At 58.1% G+C, this 21106-nt stretch carries 18 protein-coding genes; 8 read left to right on the forward strand and 10 right to left on the reverse strand.

Translation table 11 applies throughout. The annotated features are described in order from the left end of the window. Positions 1 to 6 precede the first annotated feature (6 nt). The gene (locus G6Q29_RS00855; RefSeq protein WP_165464166.1) at positions 7 to 1296 is read left to right on the forward strand and encodes a glycoside hydrolase family 10 protein; all 1290 of its coding nucleotides are present in this window, start codon (positions 7 to 9) and stop codon (positions 1294 to 1296) included. Positions 1297 to 1334: 38 nt separating this feature from the next. On the opposite strand, the gene dsbG is transcribed toward G6Q29_RS00855, so the two are convergent. The 9 genes from dsbG to G6Q29_RS00900 all read right to left on the reverse strand — a co-directional run bounded on the left by dsbG (position 1335) and on the right by G6Q29_RS00900 (position 13155). Continuing rightward, positions 1335 to 2111 (reverse strand): thiol:disulfide interchange protein DsbG, encoded by a 777-nt coding sequence (gene dsbG / locus G6Q29_RS00860; protein ID WP_165464167.1) that lies wholly within the window; start codon positions 2109 to 2111, stop codon positions 1335 to 1337. A gap of 66 nt (positions 2112 to 2177) precedes the next feature. Then, a complete protein-coding gene (locus G6Q29_RS00865) occupies positions 2178 to 3728 on the reverse strand; it encodes a methyl-accepting chemotaxis protein (RefSeq protein WP_165464168.1) in 1551 nt (516 codons plus the stop codon). A gap of 94 nt (positions 3729 to 3822) precedes the next feature. After that, on the reverse strand, positions 3823 to 4839 hold the full coding sequence (locus tag G6Q29_RS00870) for a LacI family DNA-binding transcriptional regulator (RefSeq protein WP_165464169.1): 1017 nt from the start codon (positions 4837 to 4839) through the stop codon (positions 3823 to 3825). A gap of 28 nt (positions 4840 to 4867) precedes the next feature. Beyond that, complete coding sequence (locus tag G6Q29_RS00875; RefSeq protein WP_165464170.1) at positions 4868 to 6274, reverse strand: sucrose-6-phosphate hydrolase; 1407 nt, start codon at positions 6272 to 6274, stop codon at positions 4868 to 4870. Further along, positions 6274 to 7644, reverse strand: coding sequence for a sucrose-specific PTS transporter subunit IIBC (locus tag G6Q29_RS00880; RefSeq protein ID WP_165464171.1), 1371 nt, complete (start codon positions 7642 to 7644; stop codon positions 6274 to 6276). The genes G6Q29_RS00875 and G6Q29_RS00880 overlap by 1 nt, the downstream gene beginning before the upstream one ends. A 66-nt stretch (positions 7645 to 7710) precedes the next feature. Continuing rightward, positions 7711 to 9228: a carbohydrate porin gene (locus G6Q29_RS00885; protein ID WP_165464172.1), complete on the reverse strand. Its 1518-nt coding sequence runs from the start codon at positions 9226 to 9228 to the stop codon at positions 7711 to 7713. A 171-nt stretch (positions 9229 to 9399) separates the two neighbouring features. Continuing rightward, positions 9400 to 10296 (reverse strand): aminoimidazole riboside kinase, encoded by an 897-nt coding sequence (locus tag G6Q29_RS00890; RefSeq protein ID WP_165464173.1) that lies wholly within the window; start codon positions 10294 to 10296, stop codon positions 9400 to 9402. Between the two features lie 88 nt (positions 10297 to 10384). After that, entirely contained in the window at positions 10385 to 11596 is a 1212-nt protein-coding gene (locus G6Q29_RS00895) for a diguanylate phosphodiesterase (RefSeq protein ID WP_165464174.1), read from the reverse strand. A 71-nt stretch (positions 11597 to 11667) separates the two neighbouring features. Beyond that, positions 11668 to 13155: an alpha/beta hydrolase gene (locus tag G6Q29_RS00900; RefSeq protein ID WP_165464175.1), complete on the reverse strand. Its 1488-nt coding sequence runs from the start codon at positions 13153 to 13155 to the stop codon at positions 11668 to 11670. A 267-nt stretch (positions 13156 to 13422) separates the two neighbouring features. Between G6Q29_RS00900 and G6Q29_RS00905 the strand changes: the two genes are divergently transcribed. The 7 genes from G6Q29_RS00905 to G6Q29_RS00935 are packed head-to-tail and all read left to right on the forward strand — an operon-like array spanning position 13423 to position 20251. After that, positions 13423 to 14277 (forward strand): MurR/RpiR family transcriptional regulator, encoded by an 855-nt coding sequence (locus G6Q29_RS00905; RefSeq protein ID WP_062933020.1) that lies wholly within the window; start codon positions 13423 to 13425, stop codon positions 14275 to 14277. A 12-nt stretch (positions 14278 to 14289) separates the two neighbouring features. Further along, the gene (gene ddpX, locus G6Q29_RS00910; protein WP_165464176.1) at positions 14290 to 14862 is read left to right on the forward strand and encodes a D-alanyl-D-alanine dipeptidase; all 573 of its coding nucleotides are present in this window, start codon (positions 14290 to 14292) and stop codon (positions 14860 to 14862) included. Between the two features lie 15 nt (positions 14863 to 14877). Next, positions 14878 to 16410, forward strand: coding sequence for an ABC transporter substrate-binding protein (locus tag G6Q29_RS00915; protein WP_165464177.1), 1533 nt, complete (start codon positions 14878 to 14880; stop codon positions 16408 to 16410). A gap of 23 nt (positions 16411 to 16433) precedes the next feature. Next, positions 16434 to 17456 carry an ABC transporter permease gene (locus tag G6Q29_RS00920; protein ID WP_003857077.1) on the forward strand — a complete coding sequence of 341 codons (1023 nt, stop codon included), beginning with the start codon at positions 16434 to 16436 and terminating at the stop codon, positions 17454 to 17456. Beyond that, positions 17453 to 18349 carry a D,D-dipeptide ABC transporter permease gene (gene ddpC, locus G6Q29_RS00925; protein ID WP_045906673.1) on the forward strand — a complete coding sequence of 299 codons (897 nt, stop codon included), beginning with the start codon at positions 17453 to 17455 and terminating at the stop codon, positions 18347 to 18349. The genes G6Q29_RS00920 and ddpC overlap by 4 nt, the downstream gene beginning before the upstream one ends. Further along, complete coding sequence (locus G6Q29_RS00930) at positions 18346 to 19332, forward strand: ABC transporter ATP-binding protein (protein WP_165464178.1); 987 nt, start codon at positions 18346 to 18348, stop codon at positions 19330 to 19332. The genes ddpC and G6Q29_RS00930 overlap by 4 nt, the downstream gene beginning before the upstream one ends. Beyond that, entirely contained in the window at positions 19325 to 20251 is a 927-nt protein-coding gene (locus G6Q29_RS00935) for an oligopeptide/dipeptide ABC transporter ATP-binding protein (protein ID WP_165464179.1), read from the forward strand. The genes G6Q29_RS00930 and G6Q29_RS00935 overlap by 8 nt, the downstream gene beginning before the upstream one ends. Here the strand turns inward: G6Q29_RS00935 and G6Q29_RS00940 are convergent. Then, positions 20248 to 20997: an SDR family oxidoreductase gene (locus G6Q29_RS00940; protein ID WP_003857073.1), complete on the reverse strand. Its 750-nt coding sequence runs from the start codon at positions 20995 to 20997 to the stop codon at positions 20248 to 20250. The genes G6Q29_RS00935 and G6Q29_RS00940 overlap by 4 nt on opposite strands. Between the last annotated feature and the right edge of the window lie 109 nt (positions 20998 to 21106).

The raw sequence follows: 21106 nt of genomic DNA on the forward strand, positions 1-21106 counted from the left end.
ACGCAAATGATGCGACACGTAAAACGGACCGGTGCGCTCTTTGGCTGCGCGCTTTTACTGGTAAGTTGCACTTCGAAACCACCCAAATCACTCGTTACCCCGCTGCCGCAGGCGAAACCTTCACAGCAGACCAACGAACCCATGCGCGGGATCTGGCTGGCGACCGTCTCCCGTCTCGACTGGCCTCCCGTATCATCGGTGAATGGCCGTAGAGCCGACCAGCGTATCGCCCAGCAACAGCGGGCGCTGACGGACAAGCTCGATAAGCTGAAAAATCTTGGGATCAACACCGTCTTCTTTCAGGTAAAACCGGACAGTACGGCGCTGTGGGCCTCTAAAATACTGCCGTGGTCAGATACCCTGACGGGGACTATCGGGGAAGATCCCGGTTACGATCCGCTCCAGTTTATGCTGGATGAAGCGCACAAGCGCGGGATGAAGGTTCACGCCTGGTTTAACCCGTACCGCGTTTCCACCAATACGAAGCCGTCGACCATCGCCGCGCTTAACCGCACCTCATCACTGCATCCTTCCAGCGTGTACGTCCAGCACCCGGAGTGGATCCGCACGTCGGGAGATCGTTTTGTTCTCGACCCTGGCATTCCCGACGTACGGGACTGGATTACCCAGGTGGTGATGGAAGTGGTGGATCGCTACCCAGTCGACGGCGTTCAGTTCGATGACTATTTTTACACCGAGACGCCGGGGTCTACTCTGAATGATGCCTGGACCTTCAGGCGCTATGGCGAAGGATTTGCGTCAAAAGCGGACTGGCGTCGACACAATACGCAGGAGTTGATTGTGCAGGTCTCAAGGGCGATCAAGCAGGCTAAACCTGAGGTCGAATTTGGCGTTAGCCCGGCGGGGGTCTGGCGCAATCGCTCCTTCGACCCGGCAGGCTCGGACACGCGCGGTGCCGCAGCCTATGATGAATCCTACGCTGACACGCGCAAATGGGTACAGCAGGGTTTACTGGATTACATTGCGCCGCAGATCTACTGGCCCTTCGCCCGCGACGCGGCACGTTACGATGTGCTGACAAAATGGTGGGCTGACGTGGTGAAGCCGACCCACACCCGCCTGTATATCGGGATCGCGTTTTACAAAGTGGGCGCGCCTTCCAGAAACGAACCGGACTGGACGGTGAACGGCGGCGTACCGGAGCTGAAAAAACAGCTCGACCTCAACGATTCACTGCCAGACGTTAAGGGCACCATCCTGTTCCGTGAAGACTATCTCAACCAGCCGCAGACGCAGGAAGCCGTAAATTACCTCCGGGGACGCTGGGGTGGTTGACTGAGAAAAGGCAGAAACGCCCTGTTTCTGCCTTTTTTTTACGGCTTCGGCCCGAACATCGCCTCAAGCTGTTTGGCGTCTGGCATGCCCACAACCTGTTGCAGTTCGTTTTGCTCATTCATGTAATAAATCGCCGGTGTGGCATTCGCGCCGAGACTGTCCATTAGCGTCTGGTGATTTTGCAGGATCTCAACGGTTTCCCGGGAAGCCGCTCCTTCAGGCTTAGGCAGCTTTTTGCCGCCGGACAGCTCGTACGCTCTCCAGGCCGACACCGGATCTTTCGCATTCAGGATCGCGGCGGCGTTACGTCCGCTGTTCGGGTTGAGAAACGCGACCAGTAGCGTATTGAGCTGCACCTTCCCGGCCTTCACCCACGGCTGCGCTTCAGCCCAGAACTGTTTGCAGTACGGGCAGAACGGGTCGGCAAACACAAAAACTTTACGCGGGGCAGTCTCTGCGCCTTCTTTCAGGGGGTGTGCGGCATTGAGCTTTTTCCACATCTCGCGGCCCATCGGGGCGTAGATCTCTTTCTGGAAAAAGGCTTCGCTGAGGTTGGTTCCCTTCTCATCATACAGATAGCCAGATACGACGTGCTTTCCGTCAGGGGTCAGAAAGAGCGTCACGCCCATGTCCTGATATTGCCCCAGCCACGCTGGCGCGCCGCCGGGGGCATCAATTTTCTTAATGATTTTGATGTCCTGCTGTTCGCTGAAGTGCTTCACCACATCCGGAAGCGTTTCCTCTGCCCTGACCAGCCCTGAAGCCATCAGAGCAGAGAGTAACAGCACCTTTTTCTTTGCTAAACGTTGAAGCATAACGACCCCTCTAAGATATTGTTTTTCAGAGTGGTCGAAGTTTATTGCCCTGTCAACGCTTGCTTATCACGCCGTAGCAGGCAAAATAAAGCTTGAGATACTCTGCGACAGCTGCTGCGCCTGCTCTTCCAGCGAAGCTGCCGCGGCGGCGGATTGCTGCACCAGCGCCGCGTTCTGCTGGGTCACGCCATCCATCTCCGTTACGGCCTGCCCAACCTGACCAATCCCACGGCTCTGCTCTTCTGAGGCAACCGAAATCTGTTCCATCAGCGTATGCACTTTATTCACAGAGCTTATAATAGAATCAATCACCTCTCCCGAACGATTCACCAGTTCCGCACCGTTTTTCACGCTCGAAACTGACTGGGCGATGAGGCTTTCGATATCCTTCGCAGCCACTGCGCTTTTCTGTGCCAGCGTGCGAACTTCACTCGCCACCACGGCAAATCCTCGACCCTGCGTACCGGCACGCGCCGCTTCAACGGCCGCGTTTAGCGCCAGTATGTTAGTCTGGAAAGCAATGCTGTTGATGACGCTGGTAATGTCCTCAATACGCTTCGAATTGGACGCGATCGTATTCATCGTTTCGATGACTTCACGGGTTACCGCTTCACCGGTATGGGCATTTTTCACGGCATCCTGCACCAGCTTACCGGCCTGGAAAACGTTATCGGTGTTATTCGCCACCGTCGCGCTCAGCTCCTCCATGCTGGCGGCCGTTTGGGTCAGGGCCGAAGCCTGTTGCTCGGTACGGGAGGCCAGATCAATATTGCCGGAGGCAATTTCCTGCGCCGCATGCGTCACGGTGTGGCTGGCATCGCGCACCTGAGAAATAGTGGAGAGCAGCGCCTGGCGCATCTGCTCCATTGAGGACATCAGGTGATCGATTTCATTCCCCGAATCACGCTTGACCGGTACCGGTACATCCAGCTTCCCGTCCGCAATCTGGCGACAGTGCTCACGCGCCAGGTCCACCGGTGCGAACACTACGCGTTTCATCAGCAGGCTGACGGCGAAAATCACCACCACAAACAGCACCGCAATGCAGGCGATAATCACCAGACCCGAAACGAAATTCCGGCTCGCATCCTCGTTCAGCGTTTTGGCGTATTTCTGGTGAACGGAGAGAACCTGGTCGAGCACGATTTCATATTGGCGATCGAGTTGTGACACCTCGGGAATAAGAGTGTTGAAGCGCGATACATCATGCGCGGCGGCAGCGGCGATCAGAGGCGAGAGTCCCTGATTACGGTAGTTTTGCCAGGCTTCGTGGTAGGCAGTGACCAGCGGAGCTTCATCCGGCAAACGCGGCGAGGCCATAAACGCCGAAAACGCATTATCGGCTTTAGTCAGCGCCTCTTTAACCGAGGCCAGTTTGGCAGACGAGTCGGTGGCGTCCCCCGCTTCCACCATTTTCACATACTCCATTACCCTTACGCGCAGGGTCCGGCTGTGGTTAATGGGGTCAATAATAGACAGAACAACCTGAATTTCTTTGTTCACATTATCCAGCGAATTATTACTTTTAATGATGAGCCCAACGCTGGTCACGATGCTGACTACAAAGAAAAAAAGCAGGGAAAACAGGATAATCAGGGATGATTTTTTCAACGACATAACACACCTCAGGGATATAATTTCCCTTCGGTTATCGGCTGAATTCGATCATTAATTAATTAAAGTTATTGATATATCCGAAAACGTGACAGCGTCACGTCATGACCTTATATCGCCGTTGCAGGGTGGCATCCAGCTTACGCTGGATCGGCTCAGGCGTTTCCCCTTCAATCAGTTTGCCAATCAGATCAAAGCAGTGCCAGGCGAGCTGTCGGTTATCCTGACGAACGGTATCGACAGGAATGGTCAGAGAATCATAGAGATAGTGATCGTCGAAACTGGCCAAACGGATATCGCTTTGCAGCAGTTTATGTTGCCCCATATAGCGCAACACCCCTTCCAGCAGACCGCAGGCGGCGGTAAACAGCGCTTTTGGCGGACGGCCCAGGCGCGCGCAAAGCTCGGCAAACATTTCGTAGCCGGAGCTCGGATGGTAATTACCATGAATGATCCACTCCGGACGTAACTCGACGTTAGCATCGCGCAGCCCCTGCTTAAACCCCTCCAGACGGTCACGCGTCGGGGAAAGCCGCGGCTGCCCGCCGAGGAAATAGAACTCATCCGGATGCTGGCGCGCTATATCGGCCACCAGTGCGGCGGTTGGGGTAATCGAATCGGTGAGGACCAGCGGCAGAGAACTGTCGTTCATATGACGGTCAAAGAGCACAACGGGCAACTGTTCGCTCAACTTTTGATAGTCCGCGTCGTTGAGCATGCTGGAGGCGACAATCAGACCGTCCACCTGACGGGCCACCATGTTGTTGACCACGACCGTTTCCTGTCCCGGATTTTCATCGCTACAGGAGATCAATAGCTGAACACCCGCCTCGCGGCAGAGGGTCTCCAGCTCATGGGAAAAAACGGCGAAACCGTAGTTGGTGATTTCCGGCACCACCAGACCAATGGTATGGCTACGGTTATCCCGCAGTGAACGGGCGTGAATACTGGGCTGATAATGATGTTCTTTGGCAATCGCCAGCACGCGCTCGCGCGTCTCCTCCGCCACCCGAAGCTCTTTGCTGCGGCCGTTCAGAACCAGACTGGCGGTGGCTTTTGATACCCCCGCCAGCGCCGCGATATCTTTAATGGTGACGCGTTTTGTTTTTCTCACAACAACTTAGTTCCGGCTGCCAAAACCGCTATTCTATCATGCAGCTGCGCAGCGACCAGTAGCGTAATGTGATGTCGGACGCACCTTCGAAGCGCACCTGCGCCGGATGGTCAGGAAAATAGCGGCTGCTCATGACGCCTTCACCATGATTGATGAAAATTTCAACGCTGGAACGGTCACACAACACGCGTAAATGATGAATATGGCCCTGCCAGTAGCGGGTCAACGTCTCTCCGGTTTCCAGGCTAACGCGTTCCAGACGGATCCCCTCATCATCCACAAATAGCCGCAACGCGCCGGCAAAATCCACGTTCACGCGCGAGGCGCTCAGTTCGAACTCAAGACGCGCTCCCGCCAGCACCGGGGCATCGCTTGCGCGTCCCTGCCAGTGAAGTTCATCCTCGCGCAGCGTTTCCAGCTCACGTACCGGGGTTTGCCAGAGCTTACCGTCGCGGTAGCGCAGCTCGCGAGGACAGGTCATCTGGTGGATCCAGCCGTGGGCCCGCGTAGGCTGAAGCATCTCTTCGCCGTCTGGCACGCCCATCCAGCCGATGAGGATGCGGCGGCCATCTTCTGCCACCGCGGTTTGTGGCGCGTAAAATTCGAAACCGGCGTCAAGCTCATGCAGCGCGTCGTGCGCATATGCAGCCGTTTGATAATCAAATGCCCCACTCATCCAGACTGCCGGATAGGTGTTGAGATAGCGATGCGGTTCGCGCGCCAGCCCCTGTGGGCAGCAGATCAAGACGTGTGTACCATCAAGCGCAAACAGATCCGGGCACTCCCACATATAGCCCGCATCCGTGAGTCCGTTGACGCCGTGACCGGCGATTTCGCCGCAGGGCACCCAGGTGTGTAAATCGGCTGACGTAAACAGCAGCACCTTGCCGCGCTTATGCTGATCCTGCGCCCCTAGCACCATGTACCACTGCCCGTCATGGCGCCACACTTTCGGATCGCGGACGTGCCCGGTGTACCCGTCCGGCAGGGGCAATACCGGTCCCAGTTTGGCAAACGTGCCATCGTCATTTTGCACCGCCAGACACTGCCAGGCGGTGCGGCTGCCGTCGTCAAACTTAACGTTTCCGGTATAGCACAGGGTAAGCGCGCCGTTGTTATCCACGGCGCTGCCGGAGTAACAGCCGTTGCGGTCGTACTCTTCATCGGGCATCAGCGCAATGGGTTCGTGCTGCCAGTGCACCAGATCAGCTGAACTCCAGTGCCCCCAGCACTTATAGCGATGGTCGCAGCCCAGCGGGTTCCACTGATAGAACAGATGGTAGCGACCGGCGAACCAGATAAATCCGTTCGGATCGTTCATTAGCCCCGTCACCGGCGCGGGATGCCACTGCGGGTAGTGGCGGTCCGCCAGCGCACGCGGCTGGCCTTGCATCACGGCCTGCAACACGGCAGGCCAGCGGGAAGATAAGGTCATTATTCAGAGTCCGTCTTATATTTCAGCAGCAGAGAGACGGTGAACGCCACGCCAAAGGCAATCACCATGCCGATAATATAGTTGAGCAGCGAGCTGGCCTGGACAATCGCCATGCCGGGAAGCGCCGTCAGCCCAACGGCGGTCATGTAGACATGCACCGACACCACCCAGGCACCGCCCGCTGCGCCACCGATCAGCGCCGCGATAAACGGCTTTACAAAACGCAGGTTGATGCCAAAAATCGCCGCTTCGGTGATGCCCAGCATCGCGGAAAACGCCGACGGTAAGGTAATGGCTTTGATTTTGGCATCGCGGGTTTTGAACCACACCGCCAGACACGCCCCACCCTGCGCCACGTTCGCCATCGCCCAGATCGGCAGCAGGAAATTAACGCCAATTGACGGGTTACCCAGCAGCCCGGCTTCGATGGCGTGAAAGCTGTGGTGTATACCGGTAATGACAATCACTGAATAGAGCCCACCAAACAACAGCCCGGCCAGCCAGCCTGCGTGGGCAATCAGGGTGCTGAGAATAAAGGAGATCCCGTCGCCCAGCGCGCGCCCCGCGGGGCCAATAATCAACAGCGCGATAAAGCCGGAGATAATGACGGTCAGGAACGGCGTCAGGATAAGATCTAATGCATCCGGTATCGCCCGGCGCAGCTGTTTTTCCACAATGCTCATAAACCACACCGCCAGCAGTACCGGGAATACGGTTCCCTGATAGCCAATCATGGCGATTTCAATACCGAAGAAGTTCATGGTGTGGAAGCCGGACGCCACGCCCCAGGCGTTGGTCAGGGCCGGATGCGTCAGAATACCGCCGAGCGTTGCCCCCAGATAGGGATTACCACCAAATTCCCGTGCGGCGGTGAAGCCAATCAGGATCGGCAGTATGATAAACGCCGCCGAGCTGCACATATCCAGCATAATATAGAGTGCGTTATCCGGATTAACCCAGCCGTAGGTTTTAACCATCCCGAGCAGGCCCATCAGCAGACCCGAAGCCACGATCGCCGGGATAATCGGCACGAAGATGTTGGAGAGCAGACGCGCGATTCGCTGGAACGGGTTCAGCTTGCGGGCTGCAATATCCGCCGCTTCCGATTTACTGGACTCGCTAATCCCTGCCGCCTGAATAAACGCGGCGTAAACCTTATTCACCACCCCGGTGCCGAAGATCACCTGCATCTGTCCGGCGTTTCGAAAACAGCCTTTCACGCCTTCAACCTTGCCGATGGCCTGCTGGTCGGCAAGCGCATCATCGACCAGCACCAGACGAAGGCGCGTGGCGCAATGTGCCGCGCTGGCAATGTTCTCTTTGCCACCGAGCAGCGGAATCAGCTCGCGCGCAATATGATTAAAATCCATAGATACCTCTTCCTGACCTCTTTTTATGATGTTAGAAACGCCCCCGCGATGCGGGAGCGTGAAGGGTTAAAACCAGGTTTCCATCTGCACCCCAAAGTTCCACTCCCCGCCCGCGTTGAAGCCGCTGCTGCCAAAGGCGTCATCGCTGGCGTAGTTATCCAGCTTGCTGCTCCAGTCCATCCAGGTGGCGAACAGACGCAGCTCCGGACGGCTGAAGAAATCGCCAATTTTGCCCGCCTTTAACGTCGGGGCGAAGGTCAGCTTGTAGAAGCTACCGTTAACCGCATTGCGATCCTTGTAGCCTTCCGGATTTAAATCCATGTACTGATAGCTGCCCTCGAACGCGAGGGCGAAATTCTGGGTCACCTCTTTGATCAGACGCGTGTTGAGCGTGACCCACTCATAGCTGTCGCCCTTCACGTAGCGGTCCTTACTGCTTTGCGCCAGCACGGCGGGCGCAATATGCCAGCCACCGCCGAGGGGCGTGACACCGTAACTTGCAAAACGCCACGTATCGGCTTCTGACAGCAGCGCGCCGTCTGAACCAATGCTTTTCACCTCGGCGCCCAGACCGTGGCCGTAAAGCAGCGCCGTTTTGGCGGAACCTTCCCGCAGGCCGTAGAAGCTCTCGTTATGCAGACCAACCAGCGCGTGCACCCCGTTATTTGCCGCATCGGTTTTAATCAGATCGCCGTTGCTGTCCTTACGGTCGTCATTATCTTTGGCCCGTAAGCCGCTGACCATCATCTGCACCGGCCCGGCGAAGTGGTTCATGCTGAGGATGTAGTTCTGAACGTTGTTATCGATCTCCTCTTCGCTGCCGAAGTTACGGCCATAAAGGGAGAAGTTACTGCGCAGCGTATCGTTCCACTTCACGTCGTAGACGCCGCCGCCGGTCCCGGCGAGAAACACCACGTCGGAATCCAGCCAGTGAATGTCGAAGTTGTCGCGGTCGAAACGCTTACCCGCCCAGAAGGTGCTGCCCTTCAGCGCGCCGGTAAAGTCCGGCAAATTGCCCAGCTCGGCAAAGGCCTGACGAATGTTCAGGTCGCTGCTGTCCGCCGACCAGTCGTTATAGGTTTTCTGGCCGTCGGCCAGCATCGCCTTAAAGCGCGTCGTCGCGCCGCTCTCCAGCGTCTGTTTGTGCTCAACGTTCAGCTCAACGTAGGTGTCCGCTTCGTTCCCCAGACGGCCGATGGCCCCACCCGTTTCCCCGGCGGGGGTCAGATAAGGACCGCTTTTGCTGCTGGAGGCCGCGTCGTTCATCAGCAGGCCGGAACGGGCGTAACCGTGAAACTCGAAACCACCTGTCCGGTCGGCTTTCTCTTCCAGCGCCGTGGTACGTTGCGCCACCGCCTGTGTGGAGGTTTGCGCTTCCTGCTGCGCAGCCACCAGCTTCTGCGTTTTCTGTTCCGCTGCCGTGGCGCGCTTTTCAGCAACCTGCGCGCGGGTTTCCGCCTCCTGCAAACGCTGCTCCAGCGCCGCCAGGCGCGCTTCGATACGGGTCATATCCGTCTGGGCAAAAACAGAGGTACTGCCGGCCAGCATGCCTATCATCACGGCAAGTCTGCGTTTTTTATACATTTTGTCGCATCCCTAATAACTATCGGTGAAAGTGCTAAATTGCTAAACCGGTTTAGGCTGGTGATACTAAACCGTTGAATTTTGGATCGGCAACGTTTTTTGCTAAACCGTTTTAGTAAGTGTGATCGAGGCGACAATTCAGGCCGCCGACCGGTGGCCTGGAGAGGTAAATTACAGTTCGTGACGATATGGCAGCGCGGTCATTGCCCCTTTTGCGGTTGTCGCCAGCGCCCCGCAGCGCTGCGCCAGCGTGATGACCTCTGAGAGACGGGCCTGGCCATCACGAGCCAGACCGAACAGCAGCCCGGCGACGAAAGCATCCCCCGCGCCAGTGGTATCAATGCATTCCACGGGTGATGCAGGATAGTGCGTCAACGCGCCTTCCTGCCAGGCGGTTACGCCCTCTTTTCCCTGCGTCACGAGCACCAGCCTGGCCGGACAGGTGCGCATCAGCGCCGCCAGCCCCTCATGGACCTGCGCATTTCCGGTTAAGAACGCCAGCTCTTCGACCGAGATTTTCACCACATCTGCGCAGGCTAATGCCCGCTCAAGACACTGGCGCAGCTCGACGTCATCGTGCCAGAGATCGGCGCGAATATTGGGGTCAAAGCTGACGAAACCACCCGCCTGCCCGATCGCGGCCATCGCCTGAAACGTCGCGGAACGGCTGGGTTCGGCGCTGAGCGCGATTGAGCAGACGTGCAGCCACTCTCCGGCGCGGAATGGCGGGAGGTCGGCGGCGTCGAGGAACAAGTCAGCGCTCGGACGAACCATAAAGGTAAAAGAACGTTCACCGGCGTCATCGAGATCCACCATTACCGTAGAGGTGCGATGCTGCGCGTCCAGCCGCAGCCATTCTGTATTAACCTGTTCATCTGCTAGCGTTTTTTGCATAAAGCGCCCGAAGGGGTCGTCGCCCACCCGGCCTATAAACGCGCTTCTGCCGCCCAGGCGCGCAATCCCTACCGCGACGTTGGCCGGTGCGCCGCCCGGACATTGCAGAAGTTTGCCCTCTCCGTCGGGCAACAGATCCACCACGGCATCGCCAAGTACCCAGATCGTCTCCATATCACCTTCTTAGCTAAATAATGTTAAACCGGTTTAGCTATTTAAGCACAGGCAGGTTGTCGGGGAAATATGGCGAGGGAAAATAAGCTTAACGCACCCGCTGGGGCCAGTGGATATCCCCCACGCCGTTGAGCTGCGGGCGGGCGAACAAAAAGCCCTGGAAGCGGCGAATACCGGCGGATTCAAGCCAGCACCACTCTTCTATTTTCTCTATGCCTTCTGCCACCAGCGTAATCTCCAGATCGGTGCAGCAGCTGATTATTGACTTCATAATCGCCTGCTTGGGCCCGCTCAGGTGGATATCACTAACGATCTCCCTGTCGATTTTAAGCTTATCCGGCTGGAACCGGGTGAGCAGCGACAGCCCGGCATAGCCGGAACCAAAATCATCTATCGCCAGCCCAACCCCTTCCGCCCGAAGCTGTTTGATGGCGCTGTTAAACTGGTTGAAGCCGGAAATCATCTCGTTCTCAGTGACTTCAATGACCACCTGCTCTGGCTGTAGTCCGTGCTTTTTGATCTGCGTTACCAGGAACTCTACCGCGTCCGGCACGTTAACCAGCGACATTGGCAGAAGGTTCACCGCCAGTTTGTGGCTGCCGATGCCCAGCTTTTGCGCCAGCGCAAAGGTCCAGGCTTTGGTTTGCAGGTCGACTTCGTAAATCCGTTCACGATCGAGACTACGGAAAAAATGCTCCGGGCTGCCGCCGTCGTTTCCGCGTATAAGCGCTTCGAGAGAACTGATTTTGCCTTCGGACGGTTCGACAATGGGTTGCAGCGCAAACTGGCAGGGCTGTCCCGCCAGCAGACCTAAGCCTTTTCCAAACGGCGCGCGCTCTCGCGAAAGCATCCATTTATCCGGCTCATAGTCCGAAGCGGGTGGGACAGTGGTTTTACCGGTAATAAAGGTCTGAATGAATTTGAAGACCCGATCCTCAGACGTCAGATAGCTTTCCAGCTTGCTGTAATGCAGAACCGAGGCCAGAACCGCTTTCGGGGTCTGAACGTCCAGGTCAAACAGCAGCATTCCCACGTCTTCGAAACGTCTGCGCGGGCCGTAATCGCGCATCAGTTCCACCACGCCGGTATGCCGGTCATCCGTACGGATGGTGTTAAAAAGCGCGACGACGCCCTGTTCCGTCCCTTCGAGAATTTGCAGAACGTCACGTCCACGGGAGAGAAGAATGCCTGAGATGCCCTGCTCCGTGTTACGGATCCTGGCCTGTTCAACCAGCGCACTTAACGCTACGGAGGTGCAGGTTAAGCTCAGCTGGCTTCGATAAATGAGAGTTGTCAGCACAGAAACGGGGTCCGGTATGGGGTATACGCCTGAACGGTACTGTTTAACACAGTTCCCCGGTGTGACCTAATCTATTGTTGGGCTTGATTCTCCCCGATACGGCTGTCGATCCGCGTCTGCATGTAGTCGTAGAACGGATTCGACGTCACGCGCATCAGCGCATCTTTGCCGACGCTCAGAACCGATGTTTCTCCCCACAGGGCTATCGTCCCGAGGCTGATACCGTAGTGGTTTTTCACCGCAGGATGGCGGCCATACAGATCGTCATCAGGCGGGAACGGAATAGCAACATGCGACAGGGAATAAACCTCCTGCGGATACGCGGCCGAAAGCGGCATCACCGTTTCCCGGGTGCTGCCCGCAGGCGTTGTCTTTGCCACCATATCAAACCTGTCGGGGCTGGCATTGGTCACAATCGTGACACTGTAACGTCTTTCCGCCTCGGGCAGCAGGTCAGCCACCGCCGTCCAGGATGACGGCCTGAACAGTGGACGGAAACTCCCGGCCTGGTTGATATCAAAAACTACCAGTTCGCTGCCGTTTGCCGGAAGCTGGTCAAACAGCCCGCTGACCACGGCGCGGGTACTGACCGTTGAATCCATGACCGACTGAAACGCCAGCACCGGCGGAAGCTGCGCCAGTTTGCGATCGTGAACATCGCGGTTTATCTGCTCATGAAGCGCCCGGGTAAGCAGCCAGGACTGACGTGCCGCATTCACCGGGAACGAATTGTATTTATAAGGATTATATTCCGGCGAAATATTGAGCCACGCGGCTTTGGCAAACGCTGGTAACATGGCCGGTAGCCCGGCGAATCCGGCAAAGCGCGCAAACGCCGTGACGCCAATCATCGGTGAGAGCAACACGATCTGCTGAGGTTTACGCAGTTCAGGCGCATCAAGAGCGTCGAGGGCGTATTTCATCGCCAGCGCCGCGCCGTTGGAGTAGCCCACCAGATGCAGGGGGAGATCGTTCCCCGTCAGGCGTGTCGCTTCACGAACCGCAAGGCGTGTTGCCGCCAGCCACGCCTCCCAGTCAACGTCTGTCAGCGCGCCCGGCGCCGTGCCGTGTCCGGGCAAACGAGGCACTACGGCCACAAAGCCGTGCTTTTGATAATTCATTGCCAGATGCCTGACGCTGTAGGGCGAGTCCGTCAGACCGTGCAGCAATACCACCGCCCCGCGCGGCTTTCCGTCAGGCATCAGCACGAACGACCGGTTTGCATCCGGGGAAAATTGTCCTGGCCACACCAGGCTCTGGCGATAATAACGGTTCAGCGCCGTGCGCTCTGCGGGGGTGACTTTCGCCGTCACCTCAGCGTCGAGAGCGGTGAAGATGGCGTTTTCCCGTGCGACATACGCTGCGAAGGTCGCGTTATCCATCTCCTGCACGGACATTTCGTCAGCCCGCCAGGTGTGCCAGTGATGCAGGGCCGGCCCCTGCTGCGAAAGATAAACCCGCACCGCAAGCAGAACGAGCACAATGATCCCGATAACCATCGCTATTTTTTTTGCGAGAGCCATCAGGCGCACGCTGACCCGCCAGGGCAAATTCGCCATGTAAGGCTCCCTCTCTTATTCCCAGAGCTTTCATCTTACCAAAAAATGTGAAGAGGCTGACGTATTCACCAAATAGATACCCCTCAGCCTGCACACTGCACCAAAAGTGAACTACGCTGCACAAATGTTGATCATCTGTTAAACAAATATTGCATTAACTTTGCTGCACAGCGCGATTTCGCCGCAATGTGAACATGGCACGCGTCCTGCATTGTTAATCCGGTAACAGAAATCCGGCCTTTGACAGCCACTTAACAGCGAGGCGGTATGACGACCAAACCTGAGGTGCTGAGCCGTATCGAAGCGACCTTTAGCCAGCTCACCCCGAGCGAAAAGCGGGTGGCAAGCTGGATGCTGGCGCACGTCGGGCAGATCCCCTTTGAAACGGCAGAGAGCGTGGCGCTGGCCACCGCCACCAGCGGGATCACCGTCGGACGCTTTCTGCGCAAGCTGGGCTATCGCAACCTTGATGACGCAAAAAAAAGCCTGCGCGATCCCCATCAGCCCTGGGGCATTAACGAGCGTCTGGACTCCTGGAAACAGCAACAGCCGCTGTCGGATCGCCTTCAGCACTCCCTGTCGCTGGAGGTGGACGCCATTGCCCATGTTTATCAGCTGGCGCAAAGCGAAACGTTCAGGCAGGTGGTCCAGCAACTCACCCATGCCGACGCCATCTTCGTGCTGGGGATCCAGTCCACGCGCGGGATCGCCAATGCGTTCTTCAGCCATCTGGAGTACCTGCGTCCGCGGGTGAGCTATTCCGAAGGGCTCTCCGGTAGCTGGGTGGAGTCGCTGAACTCCGGCTTTGCGAACCCGTATATCGTGCTGACGGATACCCGCGCCTACTCCGCCATTGCCCGTCAGTACTGCCGCGTGGCGAGCGAAAAAGGCCTGGCGATGGCGCTGATCACCGATATCTGGTGCCCGTGGGCGCGGGATTACCCCATTGATTTACTCCAGGTGAAGACCGATACCGGCCATTTCTGGGATTCACTGGCGCCGGTGAGCTGTCTGTTCAACCTGCTGCTGTCGGGCGTTGTGGAGGCGCTGGGGGATGCGCTGCCGGAACGTCTGGCAATTAACCGACAACTACAGCAAGAGTTTGGTCAATTTGAACGCTAAAGGAGCGGAGCTATGCCTGAAGAGAGTCAACTGATTGATGTGGCGAAAACCTTTCCCACGCTGCATATCGATCTGAAATACGCGACCGCCGATAACATCACCGGCCGCCCGATCTACCAGCACGCCGCGTGCCTGTTGCATACGGATGCCGCCACCGCGCTGGCGAAAGCGATCGGCATCGCCACGCTGGCCGGTCTGAAGCTTGTGGTTTACGACGCCTACCGCCCCCAGCAGGCGCAGTCGCAACTCTGGGATGCCTGCCCCAATCCGGAATATGTGGTGGATGTCGCGATTGGCTCCAACCACAGCCGGGGCACCGCCATTGACGTCACGCTGATGGATGAACACGACAACGTGCTGGATATGGGCGCCGGGTTTGACGAAATGCACGACCGTTCTCATGCCTGGCACCCTTCCGTTCCGCCCGAGGCGCAGCGTAATCGTCTGCTACTGAACGCCGTGATGTACGGCGGCGGTTTTGTGGGCATTAGCAGCGAGTGGTGGCATTTCGAGCTGCCGAACGCCGCCAGCTACCCGCTGTTAGATGACCAGTTCGCCTGTTTTACGACCACACACTCACTGTAATCCTGGAGCCCGGCTATGAAAACCACGCTGCTTACTACCCTGATTGCCGCTACGCTCGCCCTGAGCGCCCCTCTCGCGCTGGCGGCGGTGCCAAAAGATATGCTGGTGATTGGGAAAGCTGCCGATCCGCAAACGCTGGATCCGGCGGTCACTATCGATAACAACGACTGGACGGTGACCTACCCCTCGTACCAGCGTCTGGTGAAATACAAGCCTGGCACCACGGAGGTGGAAGGCGATCTGTCGACGGGCTGGAAGGCGTCAGACGACCAGAAAGAGTGGACGTTCACCCTGGCAGATAATGCAAAATTCTCTGACGGCACGCCGGTGACCGCCGAAGCGGTCAAGCTGTCGTTTGAACGTCTGCTGAAAATTAATCAGGGACCTTCCGAAGCGTTCCCGAAAGATTTGAAAGTGGACGCGGTGGATGAGCATACGGTGAAATTCACCCTCAGCCAGCCGTTCGCCCCGTTCCTCTACACGCTGGCCAATGACGGCGCGTCGATCGTCAACCCGGCGGTGCTGAAAGCCAATGCCGCCGACGACGCGCGCGGTTTCCTGGCGCAAAACACCGCGGGATCCGGACCGTTTATGCTGAAAAGCTGGCGGAAAGGTCAGCAGCTGGTGATGGTGCCCAACCCACACTGGCCGGGTGAAAAGCCGCACTTCAGGCGCGTCTCGGTAAAGATTATCGGTGAAAGCGCCTCGCGTCGCCTGCAACTTTCCCGTGGCGATCTGGATATCGCTGACGCCCTGCCGGTAGATCAGCTTGCTGCCCTGAAGCAGGAAGGCAAAGTGGCCGTGGCGGAATACCCGTCCCTGCGGGTGACCTACCTCTATCTGAACAACAGTAAGCCTCCGATGAATCAGGTGGATTTGCGCCGCGCGGTCTCCTGGGCGACCGACTATCAGGGGATGGTGAAAGGCATTCTCAGCGGGAACGGCAAGCAGATGCGCGGCCCGATCCCGGAAGGCATGTGGGGCTTCGATGCGAACGCGATGCAGTACAGCTTTGATGAGGCGAAAGCCAAAGCGGCGCTGGAGAAAGTCAAAGATAAACCCGCCAGCCTGACGTTCCTCTACTCTGATAACGACCCGAACTGGGAGCCTATCGCCCTCTCCACCCAGGCGAGCCTGGGCAAGCTCGGAATCACCGTCAAGCTCGAGAAACTGGCGAATGCCACCATGCGCGACCGCGTCGGCAAAGGTGATTATGACATTGCGATTGGTAACTGGAGCCCGGACTTCGCCGATCCGTATATGTTCATGAACTACTGGTTCGAATCGGACAAAAAAGGGCTGCCGGGCAACCGCTCATTCTATGAGAACAAAGAGGTCGATGCGCTGTTGCAGGCGGCACTGAAAACCACCGATCAGGCGGAACGCACCAACGATTACCAGCAGGCGCAAAAAGTGGTGATTGACGAGGCGGCTTACGTTTATCTGTTCCAGAAGAACTACCAGCTGGCGATGAACAAAGAGGTCAAAGGCTTCACCTTTAATCCGATGCTTGAGCAGGTCTTTAACATCGCCACCATGAGTAAGTAACGGCCCACGCCGGGGGGAAGTGTATGACGTTCTGGAGCATTGTGCGCCAGCGCTGCTGGGGGTTAATCCTGGTGGTGGCCGGTGTCTGTATTATTACTTTTATTATTTCACACCTGATCCCCGGCGATCCGGCACGCCTGCTGGCCGGTGACCGCGCCAGCGATGAAATCGTGCAGGGCATCCGCCAGCAGCTGGGGCTGGATCAACCGCTCTATATTCAGTTTGGCCGCTATGTAGAGGCGCTGGCGCACGGCGATCTGGGCACGTCCATTCGCACCGGTCGCCCCGTAGCGGAAGATTTGAAAGCCTTTTTCCCCGCCACGCTGGAGCTGGCCTTCTGCTCTTTGCTGCTGGCGCTGGTGATTGGCGTACCGCTGGGCATTTTATCGGCGGTGTACCGCAACCGCTGGCTGGATCACCTGGTGCGACTGATGGCGATGACGGGCATCTCGACGCCTGCCTTCTGGCTGGGACTGGGGGTTATCGTGCTGTTCTACGGGCAATTGCAAATTCTGCCCGGCGGCGGCAGGCTGGACGACTGGCTCGATCCGCCTGCCCATGTTACCGGCTTTTATCTGCTGGACGCCCTGCTGGAAGGCAATGGCGAGGTGTTTTTCAACGCCCTACAGCACCTGATTTTACCCTCCCTGACCCTGGCCTTTGTGCATCTGGGTATTGTGGCGCGTCAGGTGCGTTCCGCGATGCTGGAGCAGCTGAGCGAAGATTACATTCGCACCGCCCGCGCGAGCGGGTTACCGGGGTGGTACATCGTGCTGCGCTACGCCTTACCCAACGCCATGATCCCCTCCATCACCGTGCTCGGGCTGGCGCTGGGCGATCTGCTGTACGGTGCAGTCCTTACCGAGACCGTGTTTGCCTGGCCGGGAATGGGGGCCTGGGTGGTGACCTCCATCCAGGCGCTGGACTTCCCTGCCGTCATGGGCTTTGCGGTCGTGGTATCGCTGGCCTATGTCTTCGTCAATCTGGTGGTGGATCTGCTGTATCTGTGGATCGACCCGCGAATCGGGCGCGGAGGTGCCGAATGATGTTAACTCAGGAAACGCCCGTGCCTGTCAGCACCGCTAAACAGCGCATCAACTGGGCAAAGCTGTTCTGGATGTTACGCAAAAGCCCGCTCACGCTGATCGGCGGAGTGATTATGATCGTGATGCTGCTGATGATGGTGGTCTCGCCGTGGATAGTCCCGCACGATCCGAACGCGCTGGATCTGACCGCGCGATTGCAGGCGCCTTCAGCCCAGCACTGGTTTGGCACCGATGAGGTGGGCCGGGATCTGTTCAGTCGCGTGCTGGTGGGCAGCCAGCAGTCCATCACGGCAGGGCTGGCGGTAGTGGTAATTGCGGGCGGCATCGGTTCGCTGCTCGGCTGTTTATCCGGCGTGCTCGGCGGGCGCGGCGACGCCATCATTATGCGCGTCATGGACATAATGCTCTCCATCCCCTCGCTGGTGCTGACGATGGCGCTGGCCGCCGCGCTCGGCCCAAGCCTGTTTAACGCGATGCTGGCGATTGCGATCGTGCGCATTCCGTTTTACGTGCGGCTGGCACGCGGGCAAACGCTGGTCGTGCGCCAGTTCACCTACGTGCAGGCCGCCCGCACCTTTGGCGCATCGCGCTGGCACCTGATCAGCTGGCATATCCTGCGTAACGCCCTGCCGCCGCTGATCGTTCAGGCGTCGCTGGATATCGGCAGCGCCATCCTGATGGCCGCCACGCTGGGCTTTATTGGATTAGGTGCGCAGCAGCCCACCGCCGAATGGGGCGCGATGGTGGCCGTGGGGCGTAATTACGTGCTTGATCAGTGGTGGTACTGCGCGTTTCCGGGGGCGGCAATTCTGATCACGGCGGTTGGGTTTAATCTGTTTGGCGATGGTCTTCGCGACCTGCTGGATCCCAAATCAGGAGGGAAGCAGTCATGAGTGATTCCGTATTATCGATTGAAGATTTGCATCTGAGCTTCCCTATTTTTCGCGGTGAAGTCCACGCGCTCAACCACGTCTCGCTGGAGATTGGCCGGGGTGAAATTGTCGGCGTGGTGGGCGAATCCGGCTCGGGAAAATCGGTCACCGCAATGCTGGCGATGCGCCTGCTGCCGGAAGGCAGTTACCATATTCACCATGGCCGGGTGACGCTGCTCGGGGAAGATATACTGAACGCGTCGGAAAAAGAGCTTCGTGAGTGGCGCGGCGCCAGGGTGGCGATGATTTTTCAGGAGCCGATGACGGCGCTTAACCCTACGCGCCGGATTGGCAGGCAGATGGTGGAGGTGATCCGCCAGCATCAGTCACTTTCCCGTCGCGACGCGCAGAAGAAGGCGATCGCCCTGCTGGGCGAGATGCAAATCCCGGATGCGGCGCAGGTGATGGATCGCTATCCGTTTGAGCTTTCTGGCGGCATGCGCCAGCGGGTGATGATCGCCCTTGCCTTCTCCTGCGAGCCGGAGCTGATCATTGCCGATGAGCCGACCACCGCGCTGGACGTGACCGTTCAGCGCCAGGTACTGCGACTGCTGAAACACAAAGCGCGCGCCAGCGGAACCTCGGTGCTGTTTATCAGTCACGATATGGCGGTGGTATCGCAGCTTTGTGACCGGATGTACGTGATGTACGCGGGCAGCGTGATCGAAAGCGGCACCACGCAGACCTTGATCCACCATCCTGTGCACCCCTATTCGATTGGCCTGCTGCGGTGTGCCCCGGAAAATGGCGAACCGCGCGAGATCCTTCCGGCCATTCCAGGCACGGTACCTAACCTCAGCCACCTCCCGCGCGGATGCGCCTTTCGCGAACGCTGTTTTGCTGCCGGGGCGAAATGCAGCGAAACGCCGCGCTTAATTTCCACGGGCGCAGAAGGCCAGCAGGCAGCCTGCTGGTACCCACAACAGGAGACACGCCATGTCTGAGGTACTGCTGGAACTGGATAGCGTGCATGTGAATTTTCCTGCACGCAAAAACTGGCTGGGTCGCGTGACGGAACAGGTACACGCCCTCAACGGTATGGATCTCCGGATCCATCGCGGCGAAACGCTGGGCGTTGTGGGGGAATCCGGCTGTGGAAAGAGCACGCTGGCGCAGCTGCTGATGGGCATGCTCAAACCGAGTACCGGTGCCTGTCAGCGCGCGAATGCGGCAAGCGGTATGCAGATGGTATTTCAGGACCCGCTCTCGTCCCTCGATCCGCGTTTACCCGTCTGGCGCATCATCACCGAGCCGGTATGGATACAGCAACGCCGCAGCGAACGGGAGCGTCGTCAGCTGGCTGAGACGCTGGCGCAGCAGGTGGGCATTCGAGCGGAATATCTTGACCGCCTGCCGCATGCGTTTTCAGGCGGACAGCGCCAGCGCATCGCTATTGCCCGGGCGCTCTCTTCGGATCCGGACATCATCGTGCTGGATGAACCTACCAGCGCGCTGGATATTTCCGTCCAGGCGCAGATCCTCAATTTGCTGGTTGCCCTGCAACAGCAGCGAAATCTGACCTACGTGCTGATCTCGCATAACGTCTCGGTGGTCCGGCACATGAGCGACCGGGTGGCGGTGATGTATCTGGGGCAGATCGTGGAGCTGGGTCCTACGGTCAAGGTACTGGGTCAGCCGCGGCATCCGTATACGCAACTGCTGCTTGACTCCGTTCCCCGTACCGGAGAACCGCTGGACGAAGATCTGGCATTACGCAAAACCGATCTCCCCGGTAATCGCCGCCTGCCCGAAGGCTGCTACTTCCGCGACCGCTGCCCGCTGGCAGCAGAGGGATGTGAACGGCCGCAGCCGCTTCAGCCAGCAGCCGAAGGCCGAAGCGTACGCTGCTGGCGTAACCGCTAGATTTGCGCCATCCCGCCATCGACAAACAGCTCCGTGGCGTTAATAAAGCTGGCGGCATCGGACGCCAGAAACGCCACGGCTTTCCCGACTTCGCCCGGCGCGCCCAGGCGACCCAGCGGCACCTGGGCCGCCAGCGCGTCGTATAATCCCTGACGCTGTTCTTCGGGAACCAGATCGCCAAGACCGGGCGTTTTCACGGGGCCAGGGCTGACGACGTTGACGCGTATCCCGCGACCCTGTAAGTCCAGCGCCCAGGAGCGGGCAAAGTTACGCACGGCGGCTTTACTGGCGCTGTAGACGCTAAAATTCGCCGTCCCCTTAATTGAAACCGTCGATCCGGTGAGAATAATGGATGAACCAGAGGAGAGCAGCGGCAGCGCTTTCTGGACGGTGAACAGCACGCCGCGCACGTTGGTGGCAAAAATCCGGTCAAACTGCTCTTCGGTGATGGCGCCCAGCGGCAGCATGTCGCCGCCCCCGGCGTTGGCGAACAGAATATCGAGTCGTCCCTCTTCTTTAGCTATCTGCGCGTAAACTGCATCCAGATCGGCCATTCTGGAGACGTCCGCACGAATGGCTACCGCCGCGGCGCCAATGTCTGCCCGGGCGGCATCCAGTTCGGCCTGACGGCGTCCGGTGATATAGACCTTCGCTCCCTGCGCCGCCAGCTCCTGCGCGGTTGCGAGACCGATACCGGTGCTTCCGCCGGTTACCAGGGCGATTTTTCCTGCAAGCGTGGTATTCATACTGTTAACCTTCTGTTGTGATGTGAAAGAGGAGCGTTTGCTCGCGTCAGACTGACTTTAGTCCTTGCGGGATTAGCGATAAATGGGAAAAAATGAAAATGACTTTTCA

Origin of the sequence: Enterobacter cloacae (genome assembly GCF_011078175.1) — a bacterium.
GTDB classification, from domain to species: domain Bacteria; phylum Pseudomonadota; class Gammaproteobacteria; order Enterobacterales; family Enterobacteriaceae; genus Enterobacter; species Enterobacter cloacae_Q.

Coding starts and splice junctions, on each gene's coding strand:
- G6Q29_RS00880 (WP_165464171.1), bottom strand. CDS start 7,644: ATGGATTTTAATCATATTGCGCGCGAGCTGATTCCGCTGCTCGGTGGC.
- ddpC (WP_045906673.1), top strand. CDS start 17,453: ATGATGTTAACTCAGGAAACGCCCGTGCCTGTCAGCACCGCTAAACAG.
- G6Q29_RS00940 (WP_003857073.1), bottom strand. CDS start 20,997: ATGAATACCACGCTTGCAGGAAAAATCGCCCTGGTAACCGGCGGAAGC.
- G6Q29_RS00885 (WP_165464172.1), bottom strand. CDS start 9,228: ATGTATAAAAAACGCAGACTTGCCGTGATGATAGGCATGCTGGCCGGC.
- G6Q29_RS00900 (WP_165464175.1), bottom strand. CDS start 13,155: ATGGCGAATTTGCCCTGGCGGGTCAGCGTGCGCCTGATGGCTCTCGCA.
- G6Q29_RS00920 (WP_003857077.1), top strand. CDS start 16,434: ATGACGTTCTGGAGCATTGTGCGCCAGCGCTGCTGGGGGTTAATCCTG.
- G6Q29_RS00865 (WP_165464168.1), bottom strand. CDS start 3,728: ATGTCGTTGAAAAAATCATCCCTGATTATCCTGTTTTCCCTGCTTTTT.
- G6Q29_RS00915 (WP_165464177.1), top strand. CDS start 14,878: ATGAAAACCACGCTGCTTACTACCCTGATTGCCGCTACGCTCGCCCTG.
- G6Q29_RS00875 (WP_165464170.1), bottom strand. CDS start 6,274: ATGACCTTATCTTCCCGCTGGCCTGCCGTGTTGCAGGCCGTGATGCAA.
- G6Q29_RS00855 (WP_165464166.1), top strand. CDS start 7: ATGATGCGACACGTAAAACGGACCGGTGCGCTCTTTGGCTGCGCGCTT.
- G6Q29_RS00890 (WP_165464173.1), bottom strand. CDS start 10,296: ATGGAGACGATCTGGGTACTTGGCGATGCCGTGGTGGATCTGTTGCCC.
- G6Q29_RS00935 (WP_165464179.1), top strand. CDS start 19,325: ATGTCTGAGGTACTGCTGGAACTGGATAGCGTGCATGTGAATTTTCCT.
- G6Q29_RS00905 (WP_062933020.1), top strand. CDS start 13,423: ATGACGACCAAACCTGAGGTGCTGAGCCGTATCGAAGCGACCTTTAGC.
- ddpX (WP_165464176.1), top strand. CDS start 14,290: ATGCCTGAAGAGAGTCAACTGATTGATGTGGCGAAAACCTTTCCCACG.
- dsbG (WP_165464167.1), bottom strand. CDS start 2,111: ATGCTTCAACGTTTAGCAAAGAAAAAGGTGCTGTTACTCTCTGCTCTG.
- G6Q29_RS00930 (WP_165464178.1), top strand. CDS start 18,346: ATGAGTGATTCCGTATTATCGATTGAAGATTTGCATCTGAGCTTCCCT.